This is a genomic window from Mesorhizobium sp. M0800, from assembly GCF_040320095.1.
Classification (GTDB): domain Bacteria; phylum Pseudomonadota; class Alphaproteobacteria; order Rhizobiales; family Rhizobiaceae; genus Mesorhizobium.
In genome coordinates this window covers 144,738-166,115 of record NZ_JAMYOZ010000004.1, presented here as the reverse complement: position 1 = coordinate 166,115, position 21,378 = coordinate 144,738, and the positions used below count along the sequence as shown (strand labels likewise).

At 60.8% G+C, this 21,378-nt stretch carries 18 protein-coding genes; 14 read left to right on the top strand and 4 right to left on the bottom strand.

Going from position 1 to position 21,378, the window contains the following annotated elements; translation table 11 throughout:
• Positions 1 to 19: 19 nt before the first annotated feature.
• The gene (gene speB / locus NKI18_RS07365) at positions 20 to 1,060 is read right to left on the bottom strand and encodes an agmatinase (protein WP_352616174.1); all 1,041 of its coding nucleotides are present in this window, start codon (positions 1,058 to 1,060) and stop codon (positions 20 to 22) included.
• Positions 1,061 to 1,193: 133 nt separating this feature from the next.
• Here speB and NKI18_RS07360 point away from each other — a divergent pair, with 133 nt between their 5' ends.
• The 6 genes from NKI18_RS07360 to NKI18_RS07335 all read left to right on the top strand — a co-directional run bounded on the left by NKI18_RS07360 (position 1,194) and on the right by NKI18_RS07335 (position 8,183).
• A complete protein-coding gene (locus tag NKI18_RS07360) occupies positions 1,194 to 2,318 on the top strand; it encodes an ABC transporter substrate-binding protein (protein WP_352616029.1) in 1,125 nt (374 codons plus the stop codon).
• Positions 2,319 to 2,390: 72 nt separating this feature from the next.
• Positions 2,391 to 3,437: an ABC transporter ATP-binding protein gene (locus NKI18_RS07355; protein ID WP_352616032.1), complete on the top strand. Its 1,047-nt coding sequence runs from the start codon at positions 2,391 to 2,393 to the stop codon at positions 3,435 to 3,437.
• Entirely contained in the window at positions 3,434 to 4,285 is an 852-nt protein-coding gene (locus NKI18_RS07350; protein WP_352616035.1) for an ABC transporter permease, read from the top strand. Before NKI18_RS07355 ends, NKI18_RS07350 begins: the two co-directional genes overlap by 4 nt.
• A complete protein-coding gene (locus tag NKI18_RS07345; RefSeq protein ID WP_352616037.1) occupies positions 4,285 to 5,079 on the top strand; it encodes an ABC transporter permease in 795 nt (264 codons plus the stop codon). Before NKI18_RS07350 ends, NKI18_RS07345 begins: the two co-directional genes overlap by 1 nt.
• Before the next feature lie 269 nt (positions 5,080 to 5,348).
• A complete protein-coding gene (locus NKI18_RS07340; protein WP_352616040.1) occupies positions 5,349 to 7,019 on the top strand; it encodes an amidohydrolase in 1,671 nt (556 codons plus the stop codon).
• A gap of 201 nt (positions 7,020 to 7,220) precedes the next feature.
• A complete protein-coding gene (locus NKI18_RS07335; RefSeq protein WP_352616043.1) occupies positions 7,221 to 8,183 on the top strand; it encodes a LysR family transcriptional regulator in 963 nt (320 codons plus the stop codon).
• 990 nt (positions 8,184 to 9,173) lie between these two features.
• Here the strand turns inward: NKI18_RS07335 and NKI18_RS07330 are convergent.
• Complete coding sequence (locus NKI18_RS07330; RefSeq protein ID WP_352616046.1) at positions 9,174 to 12,023, bottom strand: ATP-binding protein; 2,850 nt, start codon at positions 12,021 to 12,023, stop codon at positions 9,174 to 9,176.
• Positions 12,024 to 12,221: 198 nt separating this feature from the next.
• On the opposite strand from NKI18_RS07330, the gene NKI18_RS07325 reads away from it, so the two are divergent.
• The 6 genes from NKI18_RS07325 to NKI18_RS07300 all read left to right on the top strand — a co-directional run bounded on the left by NKI18_RS07325 (position 12,222) and on the right by NKI18_RS07300 (position 17,451).
• Positions 12,222 to 13,496, top strand: coding sequence for an epoxide hydrolase family protein (locus NKI18_RS07325; protein ID WP_352616049.1), 1,275 nt, complete (start codon positions 12,222 to 12,224; stop codon positions 13,494 to 13,496).
• 34 nt (positions 13,497 to 13,530) lie between these two features.
• Positions 13,531 to 13,947 carry an organic hydroperoxide resistance protein gene (locus NKI18_RS07320; RefSeq protein ID WP_352616176.1) on the top strand — a complete coding sequence of 139 codons (417 nt, stop codon included), beginning with the start codon at positions 13,531 to 13,533 and terminating at the stop codon, positions 13,945 to 13,947.
• A gap of 74 nt (positions 13,948 to 14,021) precedes the next feature.
• Positions 14,022 to 15,065 carry an alpha/beta fold hydrolase gene (locus NKI18_RS07315; protein ID WP_352616178.1) on the top strand — a complete coding sequence of 348 codons (1,044 nt, stop codon included), beginning with the start codon at positions 14,022 to 14,024 and terminating at the stop codon, positions 15,063 to 15,065.
• 82 nt (positions 15,066 to 15,147) lie between these two features.
• Entirely contained in the window at positions 15,148 to 15,600 is a 453-nt protein-coding gene (locus tag NKI18_RS07310; protein WP_352616181.1) for a cytochrome P460 family protein, read from the top strand.
• Positions 15,601 to 15,712: 112 nt separating this feature from the next.
• Positions 15,713 to 16,489 (top strand): alpha/beta fold hydrolase, encoded by a 777-nt coding sequence (locus tag NKI18_RS07305; protein WP_352616052.1) that lies wholly within the window; start codon positions 15,713 to 15,715, stop codon positions 16,487 to 16,489.
• Positions 16,486 to 17,451, top strand: a complete 966-nt coding sequence (locus NKI18_RS07300; RefSeq protein WP_352616054.1) for a quinone oxidoreductase family protein — start codon at positions 16,486 to 16,488, stop codon at positions 17,449 to 17,451. Before NKI18_RS07305 ends, NKI18_RS07300 begins: the two co-directional genes overlap by 4 nt.
• A gap of 61 nt (positions 17,452 to 17,512) precedes the next feature.
• Here NKI18_RS07300 and NKI18_RS07295 read toward each other — a convergent pair whose 3' ends face one another.
• Complete coding sequence (locus tag NKI18_RS07295) at positions 17,513 to 17,662, bottom strand: hypothetical protein (protein WP_352616057.1); 150 nt, start codon at positions 17,660 to 17,662, stop codon at positions 17,513 to 17,515.
• A 523-nt stretch (positions 17,663 to 18,185) separates the two neighbouring features.
• Positions 18,186 to 18,857 (bottom strand): GntR family transcriptional regulator, encoded by a 672-nt coding sequence (locus tag NKI18_RS07290; RefSeq protein ID WP_352616059.1) that lies wholly within the window; start codon positions 18,855 to 18,857, stop codon positions 18,186 to 18,188.
• A gap of 140 nt (positions 18,858 to 18,997) precedes the next feature.
• On the opposite strand from NKI18_RS07290, the gene NKI18_RS07285 reads away from it, so the two are divergent.
• Positions 18,998 to 19,585, top strand: coding sequence for an amino acid synthesis family protein (locus NKI18_RS07285; protein ID WP_023674996.1), 588 nt, complete (start codon positions 18,998 to 19,000; stop codon positions 19,583 to 19,585).
• Complete coding sequence (locus NKI18_RS07280) at positions 19,578 to 21,377, top strand: alpha/beta fold hydrolase (protein WP_352616062.1); 1,800 nt, start codon at positions 19,578 to 19,580, stop codon at positions 21,375 to 21,377. Before NKI18_RS07285 ends, NKI18_RS07280 begins: the two co-directional genes overlap by 8 nt.
• The last annotated feature ends 1 nt before the right edge of the window (position 21,378 follow it).

The window sequence follows — 21,378 nt, the reverse complement described above, 5'->3', positions numbered from 1 at the left end:
ATGCTCTTCCCGTTGGGTTCTATTGGCCATTTTTGACCATAAGGCAAAGGATCGTGTGCAGCACCTGCGCGGCGATTTGTGCCGTATTGGTGGTGGAATCATACTGAGGCGCGACCTCGACCACGTCTCCCCCGACAATATTGAGGCCATCCAGGCCGCGCAGGATTTGAAGAACTTCGCGAGGCCGGAGGCCGCCGACCTCCGGCGTTCCTGTGCCGGGCGCAAAACCCGGATCCACGCTGTCAATGTCGAAGGAGATGTAGGTCGGGCCAGGACCAACGATTTCGCGCGCTTTCTCGATCAGACGCGGCAAGCTGGCCTCACTGACTTCTTCCGCATGCACCACCGTCATGCCGCTCTCATAGGAGAACTCCCATAGGTATTCGGCCGGTCCGCGAATGCCGATCTGAATCGTACGGCGGGGGTCGAGAACACCGTCGAGAACGGCCAGCCGGAAAGGACCGCCATGCTGAAACTTGGTTCCTTCGTAAGGACCTGCCGTATCGCAATGCGCATCGATGTGGATCATGCCCACAGGCTCGTTGGCACCGATCGCCTTCAGGATCGACGAGGTGATGGAGTGGTCGCCGCCAACACTGAGCGGGCGCACGCCGGCGCCAACGAGGCGGCGATAAAAGGCTTCGATGTCGGCGTGGCATCGGGCAAGATCGTAGCGGCTCTGCATCGGCACATCGCCGATATCGGCCACCCTGGCCTTGCTCATGGGAGAAATCCGAAGGACATGGTCATAGGGACCGACCCGCTCTACACCGCGTAGCGCGCGCGGCCCGAAGCGGGTGCCGTTCCGATTGGTGACGCCCAAATCCATCGGCACACCGACCAGGGCGATATCCAGTCCACCGAAATCGTCGGAATTTGCCGCCTCCGGCATGCAGGGCGCATCCAGCAGTGTCGGAATGCCTGCAAACGGCCATTTACGCTTGTCGCCACCAGTGAACTGAGCCATGGCGACCTCCCGGAAATGCGGATCGAATATATCGCCCCCCGAGGCGTTGCCGTACTTCTCACGAAGGGCCTGGAGATGCGCTTGGTCGATCATGGGCGAAACACTCCTGATTAAGCAGCCCGACTTTAATGAGCGGAGATCAAGGCTTAGTTCGGGTTTTTCCGTAGTCATCGGGGGGCATATCCCGATTTACTTTCGGAATGCGATCGTTGAGCCTCCGTTTTTAATGGATGCAAAAAAGGGGAGCACCATGTTTAACGGCAGCATCATCAACGGTCCTATCCGGCGCCGTCAGCTTCTGACGGGGCTTTCCGCTCTGGGGCTGGCGCCCATGATCGGTGGGTTTCCAAACATATCTCGCGCGCAAGAGAAGAAGTTGCGCATTGGCGTGTATGGCGGATATTTCAAGGACACATTCGATGCCGAGATTTTTCCGGATTTCACCGCCGCCACTGGCATCGAGGTCGAGAGCGTGGCCGAGCCGACCGGCGAAGTCTGGCTGATCCAGCTCCAGCAGGCGGAAAAGGCTGGCAAGTCACCGGTGGATGTTTCGATGATGGCAGGGGTGCCGGTAATTCGCGGCATCAATTCAGGGCTTTGGGCGCCGCTCGACCCGAAAAAGATGCCCAATATGAAACACGTCAAACAAAACCTGGTCAGTTCGACGGCCTCCGGCGAGGTCGTCGCCGTCGCAGCCACCAGTTGGTACATCACCTTGGTTTCAAACACGGAGGTTTACAAGGAAGCCCCGACCTCCTGGAAGGATATCTGGGATCCAAAATACAAGGACAGCCTCGGACTGCTTGCCAACGTCGGCAATTCATATCTTCTTGAAGTTGCTTCCAGGGTCTACTTTGGCGGCATCAAGCATCTCGACACCGATGAGGGAATCCGCCAGGCGGCCGCCAAAGTGGGCGAATTGAAGCCCAATGTCCGTCTTTGGTACCGGGACGAAGCGCAGTTCGAACAGGCGCTCAAGTCCGGCGAAATTCCGATGGGACAGTACTACCACGACGTGACGGGCCTGGCGATCAAGGACGGTTTCCCGGTCCGCTCCACCATGCCTATCGAAGGGGGCATTTACGATTACGGCTCCTGGGCAGCCACGAAGTCGTCTGCACTGGACCTGGTACATGTCTATATCGACTACATGTCGCAGCCCTCCATCCAGGCAAAACTAGCCCGGAAGCTTGGAAGCGCCCCGGTCGTCGATCGTGCGCTGACAGGTCTCACCGACAAGGAGTTCAATGCCGTTTCCTCGGATATCGAGCCCATCAGGCCACATTATGAGATGCAGGCGCTGAAGACGGACTTCATCAATCAGGTCTGGACCGAGATGCTGCAGGGCTGATCCGCCTTTGCATCAGAGGAACACGATCGCGACGAGGTGCTGCGCACCGCTCGCTTGCCGGGAGCTAAGCACATGTCTGGACTGGCCATCCACAAGATTAACAAGGCGTATGGTCCAGTCAACGCCCTGAGCAACATCTCACTCAACGTGGAAAACGGAAAATTCCTGTGCCTCTTAGGTCCGTCCGGCTGCGGCAAGTCCACCCTCCTACGGATTATCGCCGGGCTGGAAAGTGCCTCCGACGGCAGGATCATTCTCGATGGGAGCGATATTACCAAGGTCCCAGCCCATCTGAGGGACTTTGGCATGGTGTTCCAGTCACTCGCGCTATTTCCCCATCTCTCCGTCGGCGAAAACATCGCCTATCCCTTGCGCATCCGTGGCGCGTCGAAGGACATCCAGAAGGCGGAAGTCGAGCGGCTTCTCAATCTTGTGCATCTGCCAGGCGTTGCCGACCGGGCCATTACTCAGCTTTCGGGCGGACAGCGCCAGCGCATCGCGATGGCGCGAGCGCTGGCGTTGAAGCCAAAACTCTTTCTCCTCGACGAGCCAATGTCGGCGCTGGATGCCAAGTTGCGCGAGGCCATGCAGGTCGAACTAAAACGTCTGCAGCAGGAGCTTGGCATCACGACCTTCCTGGTCACCCACGACCAGAGAGAGGCGATGACGACCGCAGACCTCGTGGTCGTAATGTCGGGCGGCGTCATCCAGCAGGTAGCGCCGCCGCTGGAGATCTATCGTAAGCCGGCGAATGCCTTCGTCGCGGATTTCATCGGTGCCGCAAATCTTATCGAGGGCAACGTCGTCGCCAACGGACGCGTCAGCGTTCCCGGCGGGGAGGTCGCGATTATGGATGCCCCCTCATCAGGCACCCTCACCTTCTCGGTTCGGCCCGAAGAACTTGAGCTACGCGAGGAGGCAAGCGATAGCAGCATGTCCGGGCGCATCGCCTTCACCCGCCATCTGGGGGCAGCAATCGAGGTGAATGTCGCTGTCCAGGGCATGTCCAAGGATCTGATCGTGGCACTCTCTCCGCGGAAGGAGAGCAGGCTGGCCGTCGGGCAGGCGGTGCATGTTCATGTTCCTGGCGCCGCCTGCGTCGTTCTGAGGGAAGCATGAGCGTCGCCAAACCTCAGTCGATGGCAGAATACCTCCCGCTTGCCATTCCCGCAGCTCTGCTGATCCTGTTTTTCGTCGTGCCCTTTGGCTCGATGATCCTGGTTTCTTTCTATAGGAACGCCGGTGGAGGCCTCACCGAGGCCATGTTTACCTTGGAAAACTATCAGCGTCTGATCAGCCCGTTCTTTGTCGGGCTGCTCACAGCATCCTTCGGTCTGGCGCTGGCCGTTGCAGCCATCTCCATCCTGATCGCCTTTCCGTTTTCTTATCTGTTGGTCAATGCGCCTCGTTCGACGCAGGTGTTCTGGCTGATCTTTCTGTTGTCGGTGCTGTCGCTCTCGGAATCGATCATCGGCTTTGCCTGGTCAACGCTTCTGTCCCGGACAGCCGGCATCAGCAACCTGCTCGTGTTTATAGGGCTCCTTGACAAACCGGCGTCCTATGCGCCTGGGCTGGGCGCGCTTGTGTCAGGCGTCGTCTACACGGCGTTCCCGTATGCGGTTCTCGTACTCTACCCTATCCTGTCGCGGGTGGACCCGCACATCGAAGAGGCCGCCCAGACGCTTGGCACGTCGCCGCTTCGCACATTCTTCGTTGTCGTCCTGCCCATGCAGCGAAACACGATCATTACGACCTTCCTGATGATCATGGTCTTTACGCTCGGCACGTATCTGATGCCTCAGATCCTGGGTCGACCCCAACACTGGACACTCTCGGTGGTCATCAGTGATCAGGCTCTCATGCAGTCGAACATTCCGTTTGCAGCGGCACTCGCGGTTGTCCTGGTGATCGTGACCTTGCTCATGGTCGGCACTGTCGTCCTGTTCCGCCGCAAGGAGCGCGACTGATGACCCAGGCCCTCGTTCGCCGCAGCTTCTTCAGCGTCTTGGCGCTGATCATGGCGGCGCCGCTGCTCGTCGTCCTGGGCGTCTCCATCAATTTGAAGAAGTCGCTCACCTTCCCGCCGCAGGGTTTCAACATGGGTTGGTATCTGGATCTGTTCCGGATGCCGGATTGGTCGGGAGCCTTGCTCAACAGCACGATCATCGCGCTCTTTTCGGCAAGCTTTGCAGTGGCAATCGCCTTTCCGCTTGCCTGGTTCAATTGGCGCTACCGGATCGGATGGGTCAAGGTCATCCTGGCGATCGGCCTGATCCCCTTCCTCCTGCCGCCGGTCATCACGGCAATGGGCTTCCTGTCTTTCTGGACGCAGACCGGCCTGTACGGACAATACTGGACCGTTGTCGTCAGCCACGGAATCTTCCTCGTTTCCCTGCCGCTTGTCTCTTTGCTACTCGGTTTCGGCTCGCTCGATGACAGCCTGTCGGAGGCAGCCGCGACGATGGGTGCGGATGATCGCACCATCCTACGGACGGTAGTCCTGCCACTGGTCCGCCCTTATGTGATTTCCGGATTTGCCTTCGCGTTTGTTGTGTCGCTGAATGAATATCTGGTGGCCTACATGACCGTCGGCCCCGTTCTCGAAACGCTGCCGATGAAGATCTTCAACTCGCTACGCTATGGCTACACGCCGGTCATGGCCTCAGCATCGATTTTCTTCGTTGTCGTCACCGTTGTCATCTTCTCGCTGGTCGCCCGGCTCGGCAACCTCCCGAAACTGCTCGGAGCACACACAAAATGAGTGCAATTCGCAGGGCATCGGCCGTGCGACACGCTATCCCTTCTGGTTTGACATTCCGCTCGCGCCCGACAGCGCGCACATCCTCGGGCCAGGTCGCGATCACCCCGGACAAGGGAGGCGCCAGGATTTTTGAGCCCGGCGACACCTACTCACGCAGAAGGGATTCAGCGGCCACTTCGAAGTGATCGAGACCCGCCGCAAATCCTACTGCATCATTGAGCAACAGGCACGGCGCCAGGGAACAGAGGCGCCTGAAAGAGGAAACACGCATGGGCGTTTCAGCAGATTTGATCATTATCAATGGCCGGGCAATTTCAATGAATCCGGATCAGCCGCATGCAGAAGCGGTTGCAATTGCCGGCGGTCGCATTCTGGCCGTCGGCAGCAATAGCGAGATCACTGCCTATCGCACGACCGGGACTCGAATGGTCGACGCGGAGGGCGGAACAGTGACGCCGGGCATCAACGAAAGCCATATTCATCTATTCGGCGGCTCGGCGGAGCTCGACCAGCTCCTGCTCTTTAACGTCAAGGGCTATGATGCGATGAAGGCGGCCGTTCTGGCTTATGCGGCATCAAGACCTACTGAGCCGCTCTTGATGGCGAATGGTTGTGACTACACCATTCTTGGGGACAGCCGCAGCGTCGACCGGCACGTTCTGGACTCCATCCTGGCCGATCGGCCGCTCGCCGTGATGTCGCCGGACCACCATACTGTCTGGGCCAATACGATCGCCCTGACCAAGGCGGGACTTCTGGAAGGCCGCCGCCTTCCCTCCGGCAACGAGATCGTGATGGGCCGGGACGGCTTGGCCAATGGCGAGTTGCGCGAACACTATGCTTTTGATGACGTGATCGCACTTAGCGCCAACGGTGGGCGCGATATGCTGGGCTTGAGCACCGGCGACGAACCGAAATCGGCGCCTTCAGCCGCTGACCGGGCATACGATCGCGGGCTGCTGAAGCGCGGTCTCCAGCATCTGGCAGCCCACGGTATCACCAGCTTCCAGAACATGGATGGCAACCGCTATCAGCTTGAATTGCTGTCCGAGATTCAGGCGGAGGGCGCCCTGATCTGCCGCGGCCGCATACCTCTGCACTATGTGAGCGGTGACATCGTTGAACAGATGGAAAAAGCTGTACAGATGCGCGCTGAGTTCAGCGGAGAGTGGCTGAATTCCGGCACGGTGAAGGTGTTCATGGATGGCGTGCTCGATTCCCACACGGCAGTCATGTACGACGATTACGACGATCGCCCCGGGTGGAAAGGCGAGCCGCGCTTCGACCAGCCGACCTTCGATCACATCTGCATCGAAGCGGATAAGCGTGGCTTGCAGATCGCAGTCCACGCCATCGGCGACGGCGCGGTCTCGAGCGTCATTGACGGGTTTGCTGCCGCGCGGCGCGCCAATGGAGCGCGCGACAGCCGCCATCGCATCGAGCACATCGAAGTGGTGCGCGACAGCGACATCGGCCGCATGGCTGAGACGAAAATCGTCGCGTCCATGCAACCGACCGTTCCACCCGGGCAGATGGGCTTGCCGCTGGAGCCGACACTCTCGCGCATCGGAGCCGGGAACTGGGCGCGCGCTTACGCCTGGCGCGCCATCCGCGATGCTGGCATCGATCTCATCTTCTCTACCGACTGGCCGGTCTCTCCCGTCTCCCCAATCCTGTCGATGCATTCGGCGATGACACGCATGCCGTGGAAAGACGACCTTCCGGACAATCGGCAGACGCTTATGGAAGTTCTCGACGCCTATACGGTGCGGGGCGCCTATGCCGAGTTTGCGGAGACCTGGAAAGGCCAACTGAAGCCGGGCTTCGCCGCCGACATCGTCATCTGGAACAGCAATCTTGAAACCCTAGACCTGGATGCAATCGTAAACGTGGCGGCGCTTTACACGATCTGCGCGGGCCAAGTGACTTATGCCGCATAGGTTCGGTATTTCCGATTGCCGATCGATCAATTGGATTGAGGCACGGATTCATAAGCTCGTGCCCTGAGGCTTAACAACTGCTGAAGTTGGGGCCTCCTTGCATCTCGCAAATGGCGCCCATAGCCTGCGTGAAGTCTTCAAGATCCACGGGTCGCTGACGTGGGACGGCAAAACGACCCGGAGCGTGGCGGAGGAGGAAAATTGCGCAAGTCGGACAGCAATACGCGCAGTGCGACCTCCGTCGACAATGCCGACATCCGTCTCATCCGCATTTTCATCCGGGTCGTGGAAGCGGGCGGGCTTTCGGCAGCGCAGGCGGATCTGAACCTTTCGCTCTCGACCATCTCAGAAAAGATAGCCGCACTTGAGCAGCGCTTGGGGGTTACCCTTTGCAAACGCGGTCGCGGCGGCTTTCAGCTGACGGAAAGTGGCCGTCTGGCATTCGATGAATGCCAGCGGCTGTTCGGCTCTCTCGATCAATTCAGCCGCAAGGTCGCGGGCTTGCGCTCCAATCTTGGCGGCAGCCTCTCCATTGGCCTCCTCGACAACATCATTACGGACCCCAGTTCGCCTGTTGCAGCGACCATTTCAAAGCTGGTCGAGGTTGCCCCGGCGCTGCATCTTCTCATCGAGACCAGGGCGCCAGGAGAGTTGTTGCGGGATGTGGTTGCCCAGAAGCTCGATCTTGTCGTCGGCAGTTTCCCGCGTATGGCGCTTGGACTTGCCTATATCGATCTTTACGAGGAAACGCAGAACTTCTATTGCGGCGCAGGACATCCGCTATTTTCCTTTCCAGACCAAAGCATCGACATTGATCGGGTGCGCATGCACCGGATTATCGCACGCAGCTATTGGGCGGCCCGCGACATCAAGATTTTTGCGATCTCGACCCCGCACGCCACGGTGTCGAACATGGAGGCCGAGGCGTTCTTGATCCTGTCGGGATGTTATTTGGGTTACCTCCCGGACCACTATGCGGCGCCCTTCGTGCAAGCCGGACGCATCAGGCCAATTCGCCCGGACATCTTTTCGTATAAGGCCAAGTTTCAGATCGCCACCACGGAGGATTGGAAGAGCCGCCCGACCGTCAGAACGTTTGTCGAGATCATGTCAAACCAAATCAAGGATGCAGAAGCTCGCCGGAAGCGCCCCGAATGCAATTGATAACTCGGTAAGACGGTTCACATGCGTTTCCGGGCTCCGATCACACCGCCTGCGGGGAATATTGGACTTAGGTGATGAAGCCCAAGCTCTTCGTCGGAAAGCCATCTTTCGCGTTCCACCGTTTGCTGCCACTTCGCCATGTTTTCGCGACATTCGCTGGACTGCCCTTCTGGCCGTCGATCTTCGCCAACATAAAGTCAGCCGGTGCGTTGGATATGCGACAACGGCAAAAGCCCGTGCCGGGCCGCGACGTCATCTTACACCGAGCAGCTCGCTGCGCCACGCCTACCCGAAACTTCGAAGGTGCCGGAGTGGAGTTCATTGCACGTGCGGCATGGCCCGTCGCATCGGGCGTCCTCGGAATCTTTTACAAGCATGTATTTGCGATCGCCCAACCGCAAACGGTGCCATCATGTCACCGCGGGAATGCGTGACGTTCGCAGACACGGGAGAAAGCGTCCTAATGCTACGTCCGCTTTTGCCAATTGAACGTCGAGGATTGGGCGCACAGCAGTCGTTCATCAGGTGTGCCGAGAACGACTGGAACGGATCGCATCACGACTATGGCCCGTGCCGACTTGAATGTCCGCTATGAAGATTCGTCGCCTGAAGCTTAGTCCGGAATCGGCCCAATAGTCTGCCGGGTAGCAATGCACCGCACGTCGCCCCTGAGTTCGTCTTTTCACGGCTCAAATGCAGGCATCGCCGATGGCGAAGCTGTAGGTCGAGGTTGTTCCAAGGAGCGATCTTTCGGTGCTCTGCCGTGAACAGCTTCATCTTCCGGTTTAGCGGAAATTGGGCGACGAGCGTGATGCCTCAACGTCGAAGTTTGAGACCCTCTGGTCCGCGAACCCCGCTGATTGCGTGCTACGGGGCGATGTTCTGCAAGATTGCCACCGAAACATCGCCGATAGCCGCATTGCTCCGACAAAAGCACTCCTGCCGCAGACCGTCTAGCCGGCGGCACTTGGCTGACGTAGCGGAACCAAACTAACGCTGCGTTGCGAGCAGACGTGCAGCTGACTTCAGATCAGCAGTTTCCAAACCCTCAACGAAGCGCTCGAACCGCGGCTGGAGATGCGCTCGGGCGGTTTCGTGTTCTCTGCGATCGATCAGAAGGGTAGCCAGGTCGATCGCGGCGCGCAGCTCCCACCCGCACGCGCCCTGACCTTGGCTCATTTCGAGTGACCGCCTGAAGTAGGTTTCAGCCTTGTTGGTGCCAGACCGCAGTGACGCCAAAACAAGGCTGCCATTCACGCGCAGCAATTCCGGCATATAGCAGAGGTCCCCGTTTGCCTCGACCGACAGGGTCGTGTCGTCGAGCAGCGCGAGGGCCTCTGTGAGCCGGCCCGTGGCGGCAAGACCTTGAACGAGCGCGATATTGAGCGGGGTGGTGAGCAGTTCGTAAGGTGCGGCGTTGAGCTCCGCGAGACCGCGTTGCAGGCTCTCGATTCCCTTCTCCGCATCGCCTCGGCGAATGGCCAGTTCTCCCTTGAAGCCTCGTCCTAGCGCCAGATACGGTCCGAGAGAGTGGGGTTCCGCACGCAAGAAGAGACGGTCTATATGCTCGTCCGCGCGGTCGAGATCGCCGACCCAAAGGAACACGGAAACGGCCCAGACAAGAGCGATCGAGAGCGTCAGCGGATGGTTCAGGATCTCGGCGTCCTTGATTGTAAGCAGCGCGCGTTCCACGGCCCGATCCGGATAGCCTTGCAGCCAAAGTGTCCTTGCCAGGATCGCGCCGGCGAGGACTCTCCCGTCGAAGCCGAGATAGTTGGTCGTAGTCCGGCCAGAGCGCGGCCCGTATCGCAATGCGGCTTGGAGCGCGGTCTGTGCGCGGCCTAATTCACCATTGAGGTGTAGCGAAATTCCCATCAACGAATGCGCCAATGTCGTGGAGACGGAATCCTCCAGCGCGTCGGCAACAGCGAAACAGCGTTCCGCGTAGGTGAGAGCCGTCCTGAAATCTCCTGTACGCAAATGGAACATCTGCAACGGCCCGAGAACCTGAATCTGATCGAGCGCATCGCCGCGCTCCTCGGCAATGGCGAAGCTTCTGTTCAGCGCCACATACGCTGCGTCCCTTCCCCCGCGCGTGAACATCAGGGAGACACCGAGGGCCGCCTGAAGGAGCATCTCGTCCCGTCCTCCGCGTGTGGTGTCGTCGAGCGCAAGAACCGCTTGAGCCGTCCACCGATGGCATTCGGTGAGCAAGGACATCGACAGGAAGACAGGAGCGGCGGCGGCGGCAAGGCGAATGCCAAGCCGAGCATCCCCGTTGGGTCCGAAGCACCATTCCAGAGCCGCACGCACATTGGCTAGGCCGGCAAGGTGAAGTGACCGTTGCGCTGCGCTTGACAAGGTTGGCCACTCAGCCCCCGTCTCCTCCAACCATCGCAGACAATAGGTCGCGTGCCGGGAGGCCAAATCCGTGAGTTCGGCATCTTGGGAATCGAATTGGAGGACATAGGCTCGCGTCGTATCGAGCAGCCGGTAGCGCATTGTAGCCCCAGCCGGCCTTGCTGCGACCATCGACTTCGCTACGAGACTGTCGATGGCGCCAAATACCAGCGCCTCGTCGACGGTGGGGCTCGTCACTATTGCCAACGCCGCCTCAATCGAAATATGCCCAACGAACACGGCAAGCCGGCGAAGCACTAGGCGCTCGAATTCCGACAGCAGCCCGAAGCTCCAGTCCAAAGTAGCCTGAAGGTTTTTCTGACGCGGCGGTGCAGTACGTTGACCCGGCCACATGAGGGCCAGGCGCTCGTCGAGAAGCATCGCAGTCTTCTGCAGGCCGTAGCTCGCAACCCGTCCTGCTGCCAGTTCGATGGCGAGCGGTACGCCATCGAGCTTCCGGCAGATGTGCGCCACGACCCCGGCATCCGAATCGTCGAGGTCAAGACGAGCACCGCTCGCCGCTGCGCGCTCCAAGAACAGCTCGGTCGCAGGGAACGCCTGCGCGACTGCCGCGGTGGGTTCAAGATCGTCCGGCGGGTAAGCAAGCGGCGTAAGCTTGTAGACGTGCTCGCCTTCGACCTGGAGAGCCTCCCGGCTCGTCGCCAGGATGTGGGCCTGCGGCGCGGAAGCGAAGATACGGGCCGCCAGGTCCGCCGCCGCGAATATGACACGCTCGCAGGTATCCAGGATCAGGAGGATTCTCTTGTCAGCCAGGTATGTGATGAGAGCGGACGTGGCGTCGTCAGACTGAAGCGACAGCCCCAGCATCGAGGCTACAGTCGGCGCAACCAGGTTGGGATCATTCAGCGCCCCAAGATCGACGAAATGCACGGCGCCAGCGAACGCATCGACCACTTGATGCCCCGCCGCAACCGCAACGGTGGTCTTGCCGACCCCACCCGTGCCGACGATCGTGACGAAGCGCGCGGCAGCCAAAGCCGCGGAGAGCGCGGCCGTGTCGTCGGTTCGCCCAACCATGCGGGCCAGTCGGCTCGGGAGGTTGGCCTGCGGGTAGCTGGCGGCGGCCTCGCTTCGCGCATCGTCCCGACCGCCCGATCGCGAGACCGGCGCCACGAAACAATAGCCCCGGCCCTTCAAGGTAGCGATGTAGCGCGCGCCGTCCTTGCCGTCGCCCAACGCCTTTCTGAGATTGGCCATGTGAAAGCGCAGACTGCCCTCCTCGACGGTGACGTCGGGCCAGACGTGCGCCAACAAATCCTTCTTGCTGATCACCTCGTTGGCGCGGGCAGCCAACGTCGCCAGGATATCGAAAGCGCGCCCGCCCAGATCGACGGTGGTGCCTCGCCGCAAGAGCAGCCGTTCGCGGACGGCAAGTGTAAAGGGACCAAACGATATCGTGTCGCTTGCAGGACCTATCATGACACTCCCTTCGCGGCCCGCTCATGCAGGCGACCACTCACCCATGAGAAGAACAAAAATGGGGGTTTCGCTGCAAGCCTGCATTCGCCGACGAGCGCTAACGTTGCATCATAATGCATAACGGGCGCCTCGGGCGATCTCCTTCTATGTGTCGAAAGCAGCAAGAACCTTTCTGCCGACAGGCCAAGGAGAACGACCATGCCCGCATCATCGCCATCGCTCACGCGGCGAAGCCTGCTTGCCGCATCAGCGGCCACAGGCGCCTTGAGTCTGCTTCCAGCAATGGCGCGCGCGAGCGCCGACATCGAAGCCGTCCATCCCTTTCGCGCCGACATTCCGGAAGAGGCAATCGTCGATCTTCGTCGACGTCTGGCAACGACGCGCTGGCCCCTGCGGGAAACCGTCACGGATCAGTCGCAGGGGGTGCAACTCGCAAAGCTCCAGAATCTCCTTCGGTATTGGATGACCGATTATAACTGGCGGAAGGTCGAAGCGAAGCTCAACGCTCTGCCTATGTTCGTCACCGAAATCGACGGCGTTGCTATCCACTTCATCCACGTCCGGTCCCGCCATGAGAATGCTATGCCGATGATCATGACGCATGGTTGGCCCGGCTCGATCCTAGAATTCATGAAGGTCATCGGTCCACTGACCGATCCCACCGCCCATGGCGGTGCTGCCGGGGACGCCTTCCATCTCGTGGTACCGTCAATCCCCGGCTTCGGCTTTTCCGGGAAGCCGACGGAGACCGGCTGGGGCTCAGACCATATCGGCCGTGCCTGGGGCGTGCTGATGGGGCGGCTGGGTTACGACCGCTATGTCTCACAGGGCGGCGACTGCGGTTCGGTCATCTCTCATCGAATGGCGCTGCAGAAGGTGCATGGGCTCATTGGCATACACGTCAACATGCCAGGCACCGTTCCGAAAGAGATCGCGGCGATCCTCACTGCCGGCGGGCCAGCGCCAAGTGATCTGACCGAGAAGGAAAGCGCGGCATTCGATGCGCTCGACACCTTTTACAAGGACAGTTCCGGCTATGCCGCCATGATGGTCACACGGCCGCAGACCATCGGCTACTCCCTAGTGGATTCGCCGGTCGGCCTGGCGGCTTGGATCTACGAGAAGCTCGAGCAGTGGACCTACAGCGGCGGGGAGCCCGAGCGGGTTCTGAGCAAGGACGAGATGCTCGATGACATCTCGCTCTACTGGCTCACTGAATCCGGAGCGTCGGCGGCGCAGATCTACTGGGAAGACCACTCCAACAATTTCAATGCCGTGGACATTGCCGATCTCCCCGTCGCCGTGACGGTGTTTCCAGGCGAAATCTACTGCGCGCCGCGAAGCTGGGCCGAGCGCTGCTACCACAACCTTATCTACTTCCACGAAGCCGACAATGGAGGCCACTTTGCGGCATGGGAGCAGCCCCGGCTCTTCACGGAGGAAGTCCGCGCGGCCTTCAGATCACTGCGCTGATCGAACATCCGATTTCATAACGGGAATGCATGCCATGACTACTCAAGCGAATCGACTCTACACGGGGAAAGTGCGTACCACAGGAGGCCGGGACGGTGCCGCACGCAGCTCCGACGGCCGCTTGGACATCAGGCTCTCGACGCCTGGCGGTGCGGGCAGCGGCACCAATCCCGAGCAGCTTTTTGCTGCGAGTTGGTCGGCATGCTTCGAAGGCGCGATGGCGATCGCCGCGCGCAAGACGAACATCGTGTTGCCTGCGGATCTTGCGATCGATGCGGAGGTCGATCTCAACAGCAACGAAGGCGGCTTCTTTCTCAGCGCCCGGCTCAATGTGAGCCTGCCAGGGATGGATCCCAATGACGCCAGGGCGGTCGTCGATGCAGCGCATCAGACATGTCCCTATTCAAAGGCCACGCGTGGCAACATCGAAGTCGAAATCAACCTGATCTAGTCCCTCGGTCTTGGCAATCGCGCTGCCGCGACTGCCCCGTAAGCAAAGGAAATACTCCCATGAACGCAATCAAGATTCCGGAAGTCATAGACCATCACCGCCGGCGCCTGTTCGGCATCGCTGCGGCTACCGTCGCCCTAGCTGAGCTAGGGGCGGTTCGAAGCTCGAATGCTCAGGACGGAGAGCAGGCCGCTGTAGCCAGCGCAACGGGATCGCGCACCGCGTTCGCGCCGCTAAAGCAGATCGATGCTGGTCTGCTGAACGTCGGATATGCCGAGGATGGCCCAGCGGATGGGCCTCCCGTCATACTGCTGCATGGCTGGCCATACGACATCTACAGTTATGTCGATGTCGCGCCACTGCTTGCGGGAGCCGGCTATCGGGTAATCATCCCTTATCTGCGCGGCCACGGAACGACGCGGTTCCTGTCGGATGCCACGCTTCGCAACGGGCAGCAGGCCGCGCTGGCGGTCGATATCATCGACCTAATGGATGCCCTGGGCGTCGAAAAGGCGATCGTCGCCGGCTACGACTGGGGCGCACGGACGGCAAATATCCTTGCCGCGCTCTGGCCCGAGCGCTGCACGGCCATGGTGTCGGTCAGCGGCTATCTGATCGGCAGCCAGACGGCCAACAAGGCGCCGTTGCCGCCGCAGGCCGAACTGCAATGGTGGTATCAATTCTACTTCTCGACAGACCGCGGCCGCGCCGGCTATGCGAAATACACGGATGACTTCGCCAGGCTGATCTGGAAACTCGCCTCGCCGCACTGGAACTTCGACGACGCGACCTTCGCCAGAAGCGCCGCCGCGTTCCGGAATCCCGACCACGTCGATATCGTTATCCACAACTACCGTTGGCGGCTCGGCCTTGCAGAAGGCGAGCGCCGCTATGACGAGCTAGAGGAAAAGCTCGCCAAAGGCCCGGTGATCGATGTGCCAACTATCACGCTGGAGGGCGACGCGAACGGCGCCCCACATCCCGTTCCCACGGCCTATGCGAAAAAATTCTCCGGCAAATACGAGCATCGGCTGATCACGGGCGGCATCGGGCACGACCTGCCGCAGGAAGCGCCCGAGGCGTTCGCAAAGGCCGTCACCGACGTCGACAAGTTCTGAGTGCGGACGGAGCGAGCGCATGAGACGCAATCTTGTAATTGCAGCCGTCATCACCGTGTCGATCGCTCTCGCTATCGGCTGCATGGAGATCGACATCGTTCGAGCTCAGAACAACACGGAAGCCTCGCCGATCTATGGCGTGACGATCCCGGACGGTTACCGCAGGTGGGAGCTCATCGCGCCAGCCCTGGAAGGCGATCCGCTGAACGAGCTTCGCGCTGTCGTGGGAAATACAGTCGCAATGGATGCCTATCGAAATAGCACGCTGCCGTTCCCGGACGGTTCCGTCCTGGTCAAGCTCGCTTGGAAGCGCATGCAGTCGGCCGAGTTCGAACCCGCTTCGGTTCCTGGCGCGGCCACAACGGTGCAGGTCATGGTCAAGGATTCGAAGAAATACGCGTCGAGCGGCGGCTGGGGTTTTGGCCGGTTCATTAATGGCAAGCCAGTCGACGAAGCGCAGCACGAAACATGCTTCGCCTGCCACGAGGCGCGTGTCCAGGGACATGACTACGTCTTTACCCACTACGCGCCGTAACTCGGTTCCCACGCAGAGAAACGCAGGGCACGAGGGCGAGTTGGCGGCATCCCCGCCCCTCACCTGCGCTCGACGCGGTAAAGACCGCACCCCACAACGAAAGGATGTTCCAATGAAAATCTTGTTCGCAGGCCTCGCAATTATCGCGGCCACGCTCGGTAACGCCCAAGCGCAGCCTGACAAACCCACCATCGTCCTGGTTCACGGCGCCTTCGCCGACTCTTCGAGTTGGAACGGTGTCGTTGAGATTCTTGAAAAGGACGGCTTTTCCGTCGTGGCGGCAGCCAATCCGCTGCGAGGCGTCAGAAGCGACGGAGACTATGTCGCCGGCGTGCTTTCCTCGATAAAAAGCCCGGTCGTTCTCGTCGGCCATTCCTATGGCGGGTCGGTGATCAGCGACGCTGCCGATGGTCATGCCAATGTGAAGGCGCTGGTCTATGTCGCCGCATTTGCGCCGGAGGCGGGTGAAACCGCTGCGCAACTTGCAGGAAAGTTTCCAGGCAGCACGCTGGGTCCGACACTCGCTCCTCCTGTCGCGCTGTCAGGCGGTGGAAAGGATCTCTACATTCAGCAGGACAAGTTCCACGATCAGTTTGCCGCCGACGCTCCCGAAGCGCAAGCCAGACTGATGGCCGCAACGCAGCGGCCGATCGCGGAAGCCGCCCTCAACGAAGCCCAGGCCAAGGCTGCTTGGAAGAGCATTCCAAGCTGGTTCATCTACGGCGACGCGGACAAGAACATCCCGCCGCGAGCATCTGCCTACATGGCTGAACGGGCTCACGCCCGCGAAACGATCGCGATTAAGGGTGCTTCGCATGTGGTGATGGTGTCGAATCCTGGGCCCGTAGCGCGGCTGATCGAGAATGCCGCCAGGGAGATATCGCGATGAAAGCCGTCGTCATGAACCGCACCGGGGGACCTGATGCGCTCGAAATCGTCGAGCGCCCCGAAACTGCGCCCGCGAGCGGACAAGTTCTGGTCGAGGTCGCCGCGGCGGGCGTGAACTTCATGGACATCGGCGTCCGCCAGGGCATGGCCTGGACGGAAACGCCCAATCCCAAGGTTCTGGGCGTAGAGGGTGCCGGGCGGGTACTCGCCGTCGGCGATGGAGTCGAGCATTTCCGGCCCGGACAACGGGTTGCCAGAGTGTACGCGCCTGGAAGCTACACAGATCGGGCGATGGTACCGGCGGATGCGCTCGTGCCGATTCCGGACGGGATCGATGATCGCACGGCCGCGTCCGTGATGATGCAGGGGCTGACTGCCAGCCACTTCGCCACCGACTTCTATCCCGTCCAGCCCGGCGACGTGGCGCTGGTCCATGCGGCGGCGGGCGGCGTCGGATTGCTGCTCACCCAGATCATAAAGCTGAGGGGCGGGCACGTGATCGGCCGCGTCTCGTCCGCAAACAAAACCGCCGTGGCAAGAGAGGCCGGAGCAGACCATGTGATCGTGGACACTGAGGGGCGATTCGCCGAGGAAGTCGTTCGAATGTCCGGTGAAGGCGTCCACGTCGTCTTCGACGGTTCCGGCCCGAAGACCTTTCAGGCTTCGCTCGACTCCCTGCGTCGCTCCGGCACCTTCTGCTGGTACGGCCCGGTGCTGGGCGGTCCCGGACCGCTGGACATCATGAGCCTGCCGAAAAGCATCAAGATCGGCTACGCAAGGTTCTTCGATCATATCCACACGCCGGCACTGCTTCGCGCCCGCACCGGACAACTATTCGACTGGATCGCCAGCGGCGATCTGAAGATCCGGATCGGCGGCGTTTACCCGCTCGCCGAAGCAGCACGCGCACATGCCGATATGGAAAGCCGTGGCACCACGGGAAAGCTTCTGCTCATCCCCTGAGCCATCCGGTCTTCCTCACGATACGGTTTTCGCGAGGCGTCAATAGGCAAAGTTTCCGAGATCATTCCGCCGGTTGGCGCGCCGACATTCGCAAGGAAACGTCTCGTCGTGGCTGACCAGCAATCAGCGCGTCATAGGCCGTCAGGACCGCCTCTATGGTCTCGACACAGTCGATTTCGGGATGATTGGTGAGCTCGAAGACGGCGATCAACCCGTCCCCCAGGTTCTCCGCGCATGTAGGCAAGGAAGACCCTGTAGGCGTAAGCGTAAGCGTAAGCGGAAACGGGAGATACTTAGGCGCCAGTGCACCAGCATTCCGGCTCGAAAACTCACCCCCCTGAAGTTCACAGGTTCAAATCCTGATAGTCACGCACTCTGAAACGCGACCCATTTGTGCCCAAGCGCTGTTGACGAGTACGACAGCAGTACAACTTCGAGGAGGTGACGCCCCTTAAGTTTTTGAATAGACGTTGCTTTTCGCGACGTCCGTCCAATCCATCATCGGCGCCACGGCAACTTTGTGGCGTAACATATTCATTTTACTGTTTTTTCTGTCTCAGTCCGCCCGATACTCCGTTCGAATGACAGAGCAATTTGGCAAGAGATGCACACCTAACTGACCCGATATACGATTTTGCCGCCGCAACTGAAAGCAAATTGGCATGTCACAAATGTCACTGTACGCACCAGTTAGATGCCTGCCGTGGAACGATGGACCGCCGGCGGCATACCAGTCAGCCAAGGCGAAGCGTGTTGCGGGCGATCTGCCACGCGGATTCGACATGCCGCCGCGCCGCCTCCTCCGCCTCGTCCGGCTTGCGCGACCGGATTGCATCCATGATTTCGGTCATTTCGGCGATCGCCGGCTCGCGGCGGTTCTCCGACGCGATCGTCATTGAGCGGAGCTGGTTGATGCGGACATTCAGCCCCGTCACGATTTCCCAGGCAATGCGCTTGTCCGCCGCCTCGAACAGCGTTTCGTAGAACTTGGTCGTTGCCCGCATCACCTCGACAGGCGCACCGGACGCCCACGCCTCAAGCAGGTTCGTCAAGGCGGCATCGAGCAAAGCGACCTGCGCGTCCGTGGCCGTCAGGGCGCAAGCCCGCGCCGCGATGCCCTCGAGCAGCGCCCGCAATTCATAGATTTCGTCGGTGCGGCCGAGATCCGGCTTGGCCACGGCGGGTCCGTGGCCCGGTATCATCTGCACCAGGCCTTCCGCCTCCAACTGCCGCAGCACCTCGCGCACGACGGAACGGCTCACCCCGAGCTGATCGCATAGCGGCCGCTCGACCAGCCTTTCACCAGGCTGGAAATGGAAGCCCATGATCGCTTCACGCATGCGCTCCAGCGCCAGCGTCCTCAGCGTCTTGGCAGAGCGGTCGATCCGCAGCGTATCGCCTGACATTTTCTCTCCTTACCCCGATCCGGCCACAAAGCAGATTCCATAGCCGATTGACAAGGCTTCTGGTGCTCCATAGTATGGTATACCATAAGATGATGTAAAGATTTCGGCGTTGCACAGCGCCGTGGCGACCGAGGACTTTGATGAAACCAGCCATTCGAAAGATCGTCACCTACATCGAGAACACGTTAATCGAGGGCGGCAAGGAAGCCCCAAAACCGCTGCGTCTGATCGGTGTCGCCGCCGTGCTGACAAATCCTTGGGCGGGCCGCGGTTTCACCGACGACCTGTCGCCGGAGATCCGCGCCATTGCTCCCGTCCTCGGTGAACTGCTGACCCGCGAGATTATCGCCGTTGCCGGTTCCGGCGAGGCGATAGAGGGTTATGGCAAGGCCGCGGTCTGCGGCACGGCGGGCGAGATCGAGCATGCATCGGCGCTGATCCATACGCTGCATTTCGGCAACCATTACCGTCGCGCGGTCGGCGCCAAGACCTATCTCGCCTTCACCAATCTGCGCGGAGGGCCGAACACCCCGATCATGATCCCGCTGATGGACAAGAACGACGAAGGCCGCCGCTCCCACTATTTGACCGTACATTTCCAAATCGGCGACGCGCCCGCGCCCGACGAGCTGGTGGTGGCGCTTGGCGCTTCGATTGGCGGCCGCCCGCACCATCGTATCGGCGACCGCTATCAGGACCTCAAGGAGGTCGGAGACCTGCATGGCTGACGTCGCTGCCACCGCATGGGTCCGGGACACGGCTCCGGACGGCACCGGCTTCATCCGCGCCGGCTCCGGCGCACCGGTTCTGCTCATTCACGGTGTCGGCATGAACGCCGCAATCTGGCACGATCAGATCGCGGCGATGAAAGACCATCATGACCTGATCGCCATCGACATGCTCGGCCACGGCGTTTCACCGCTGCCGCCGGAAGAAGCCAGCCTGTCGGATTTCGCCGATCAGGCGGTTCGCCTTCTCGACCATCTTGGCGTGGCGTCGGTGTCGATCGTTGGCCATTCGATGGGCGCGCTGGTCGCACTGGAAATCGCCCTTCGCACCCCTTCGCGCGTTCGCTCCATCGTCTGTCTCAATGCGGTATTCCGCCGCCCCGCGGCCTTGGCGCAGGCCGTACGCCAGCGTGCGGCCGCGCTCGGCACCCATGGCAACCCTTCCGCCATTGCGGCTACGCTTGCTCGCTGGTTCGGCGACCCGCTGCCGGCGAACCTTATCGGGGCGGCCACCACAGCGCGCGCCGCCCTTGAAAGGGTCGACCCCGAAGGCTACGCGCGCACCTATCGCCTCTTTGCCCATGCCGATGCCGAGCACGCCGGTGCTCTCCCCGGTCTTGCCGCGCCGGCCCTGTTCATGACCGGGTCGCAGGACAGCAATTCGACCCCGGCCATGTCGGCGGCGATGGCGAGGCTAGCGCCGCACGGCCAATGCCTCGTGCTTAATGGAGAAAGACACATGATGGCAATGGCTTCTCCTGAAAAAGTGACCAAACACATCATGGAGTTTCTCGACACGGCAGGAGACGCTGGCGTGAAGCCGGAGACGGATGCAGTCTTTGACAGCGGCGAATTCCGGCGCGCACTCGGCTCGTTCCTGACCGGCGTCACCATCGTCACAACGATCAGCGCGGCAGGCGAGCCGCGCGGCTTCACCGCCAACTCCTTCACCTCGGTCTCGCTCGAGCCGCCGCTGGTGCTTGTCTGCATCGCCAAGAGGGCGCTGGGGCACAGTGCTTTTTCGACGTCGAGAGGTTTCGCCATCAACATCCTGTCAGAGGACCAGAAGGCCCATTCCGGCATCTTCGCTTCCAAAGCAGCGGACAAGTTCGCGGCCGTGAGCTGGCAACCGGGCCGGACCGGCAATCCGCTGATCGACGGCTCCGTTGCGATGTTCGATTGCGGCATGGAGCAGCTGGTCGATGCTGGCGATCACTCGATCCTCATCGGCCGCGTCCGCGACTTCAGCCACAACGGAGCCCAGCCCCTCGGTTATTGCAGAGGCACCTACGTCACGCCTGGCCTCAGCCAGGAGGCGCTGGCGGCGGCGCCCCCCGATACGGAGGTCGGCGCCATTCTCGAGAACGAGGGCCGTGTGCTGTTCGTCGAAACGGCCGACGGGATTTATGAATTGCCTGCGGGGCGCGGACTGGGCACGCCCAACGATGCGCGCAGCCTCAAGGGGCGCCTTGCCGCCAAGGCCATAGACGCCCAGCTCGGCTTCCTGTTCGCGGTGTGGGACGATGCCGCCGAACCCTGGCGCACGCATGTTTATTATCGCGGAACGGTCGAGGGATCCTATTCCGACGATCGCCAGATGCGGCTTGTCGACATCGAGAAGATCGCGGATCTGAAGATCGCCGATCCCGCAGTGCGTTCGATGCTTGCCCGCTATGCGCGCGAACGTACGGAAGATGCATTCGGCGTCTATGTCGGCAACGAGGTCGAAGGCGAAGTCCGGCCGCTCGCCAAGCCCTCGCCTTCTCAAATTTCTCTTTCCGGCCGCGGGTGAA

What these genes read in the sequence shown, in the direction of transcription:
- speB (WP_352616174.1), bottom strand. Translation starts at nt 1,060, where the DNA reads ATGATCGACCAAGCGCATCTCCAGGCCCTTCGTGAGAAGTACGGCAAC.
- NKI18_RS07360 (WP_352616029.1), top strand. Translation starts at nt 1,194, where the DNA reads ATGGATGCAAAAAAGGGGAGCACCATGTTTAACGGCAGCATCATCAAC.
- NKI18_RS07355 (WP_352616032.1), top strand. Translation starts at nt 2,391, where the DNA reads ATGTCTGGACTGGCCATCCACAAGATTAACAAGGCGTATGGTCCAGTC.
- NKI18_RS07350 (WP_352616035.1), top strand. Translation starts at nt 3,434, where the DNA reads ATGAGCGTCGCCAAACCTCAGTCGATGGCAGAATACCTCCCGCTTGCC.
- NKI18_RS07345 (WP_352616037.1), top strand. Translation starts at nt 4,285, where the DNA reads ATGACCCAGGCCCTCGTTCGCCGCAGCTTCTTCAGCGTCTTGGCGCTG.
- NKI18_RS07340 (WP_352616040.1), top strand. Translation starts at nt 5,349, where the DNA reads ATGGGCGTTTCAGCAGATTTGATCATTATCAATGGCCGGGCAATTTCA.
- NKI18_RS07330 (WP_352616046.1), bottom strand. Translation starts at nt 12,023, where the DNA reads ATGATAGGTCCTGCAAGCGACACGATATCGTTTGGTCCCTTTACACTT.
- NKI18_RS07325 (WP_352616049.1), top strand. Translation starts at nt 12,222, where the DNA reads ATGCCCGCATCATCGCCATCGCTCACGCGGCGAAGCCTGCTTGCCGCA.
- NKI18_RS07320 (WP_352616176.1), top strand. Translation starts at nt 13,531, where the DNA reads ATGACTACTCAAGCGAATCGACTCTACACGGGGAAAGTGCGTACCACA.
- NKI18_RS07310 (WP_352616181.1), top strand. Translation starts at nt 15,148, where the DNA reads ATGGAGATCGACATCGTTCGAGCTCAGAACAACACGGAAGCCTCGCCG.
- NKI18_RS07305 (WP_352616052.1), top strand. Translation starts at nt 15,713, where the DNA reads ATGAAAATCTTGTTCGCAGGCCTCGCAATTATCGCGGCCACGCTCGGT.
- NKI18_RS07300 (WP_352616054.1), top strand. Translation starts at nt 16,486, where the DNA reads ATGAAAGCCGTCGTCATGAACCGCACCGGGGGACCTGATGCGCTCGAA.
- NKI18_RS07290 (WP_352616059.1), bottom strand. Translation starts at nt 18,857, where the DNA reads ATGTCAGGCGATACGCTGCGGATCGACCGCTCTGCCAAGACGCTGAGG.
- NKI18_RS07285 (WP_023674996.1), top strand. Translation starts at nt 18,998, where the DNA reads ATGAAACCAGCCATTCGAAAGATCGTCACCTACATCGAGAACACGTTA.
- NKI18_RS07280 (WP_352616062.1), top strand. Translation starts at nt 19,578, where the DNA reads ATGGCTGACGTCGCTGCCACCGCATGGGTCCGGGACACGGCTCCGGAC.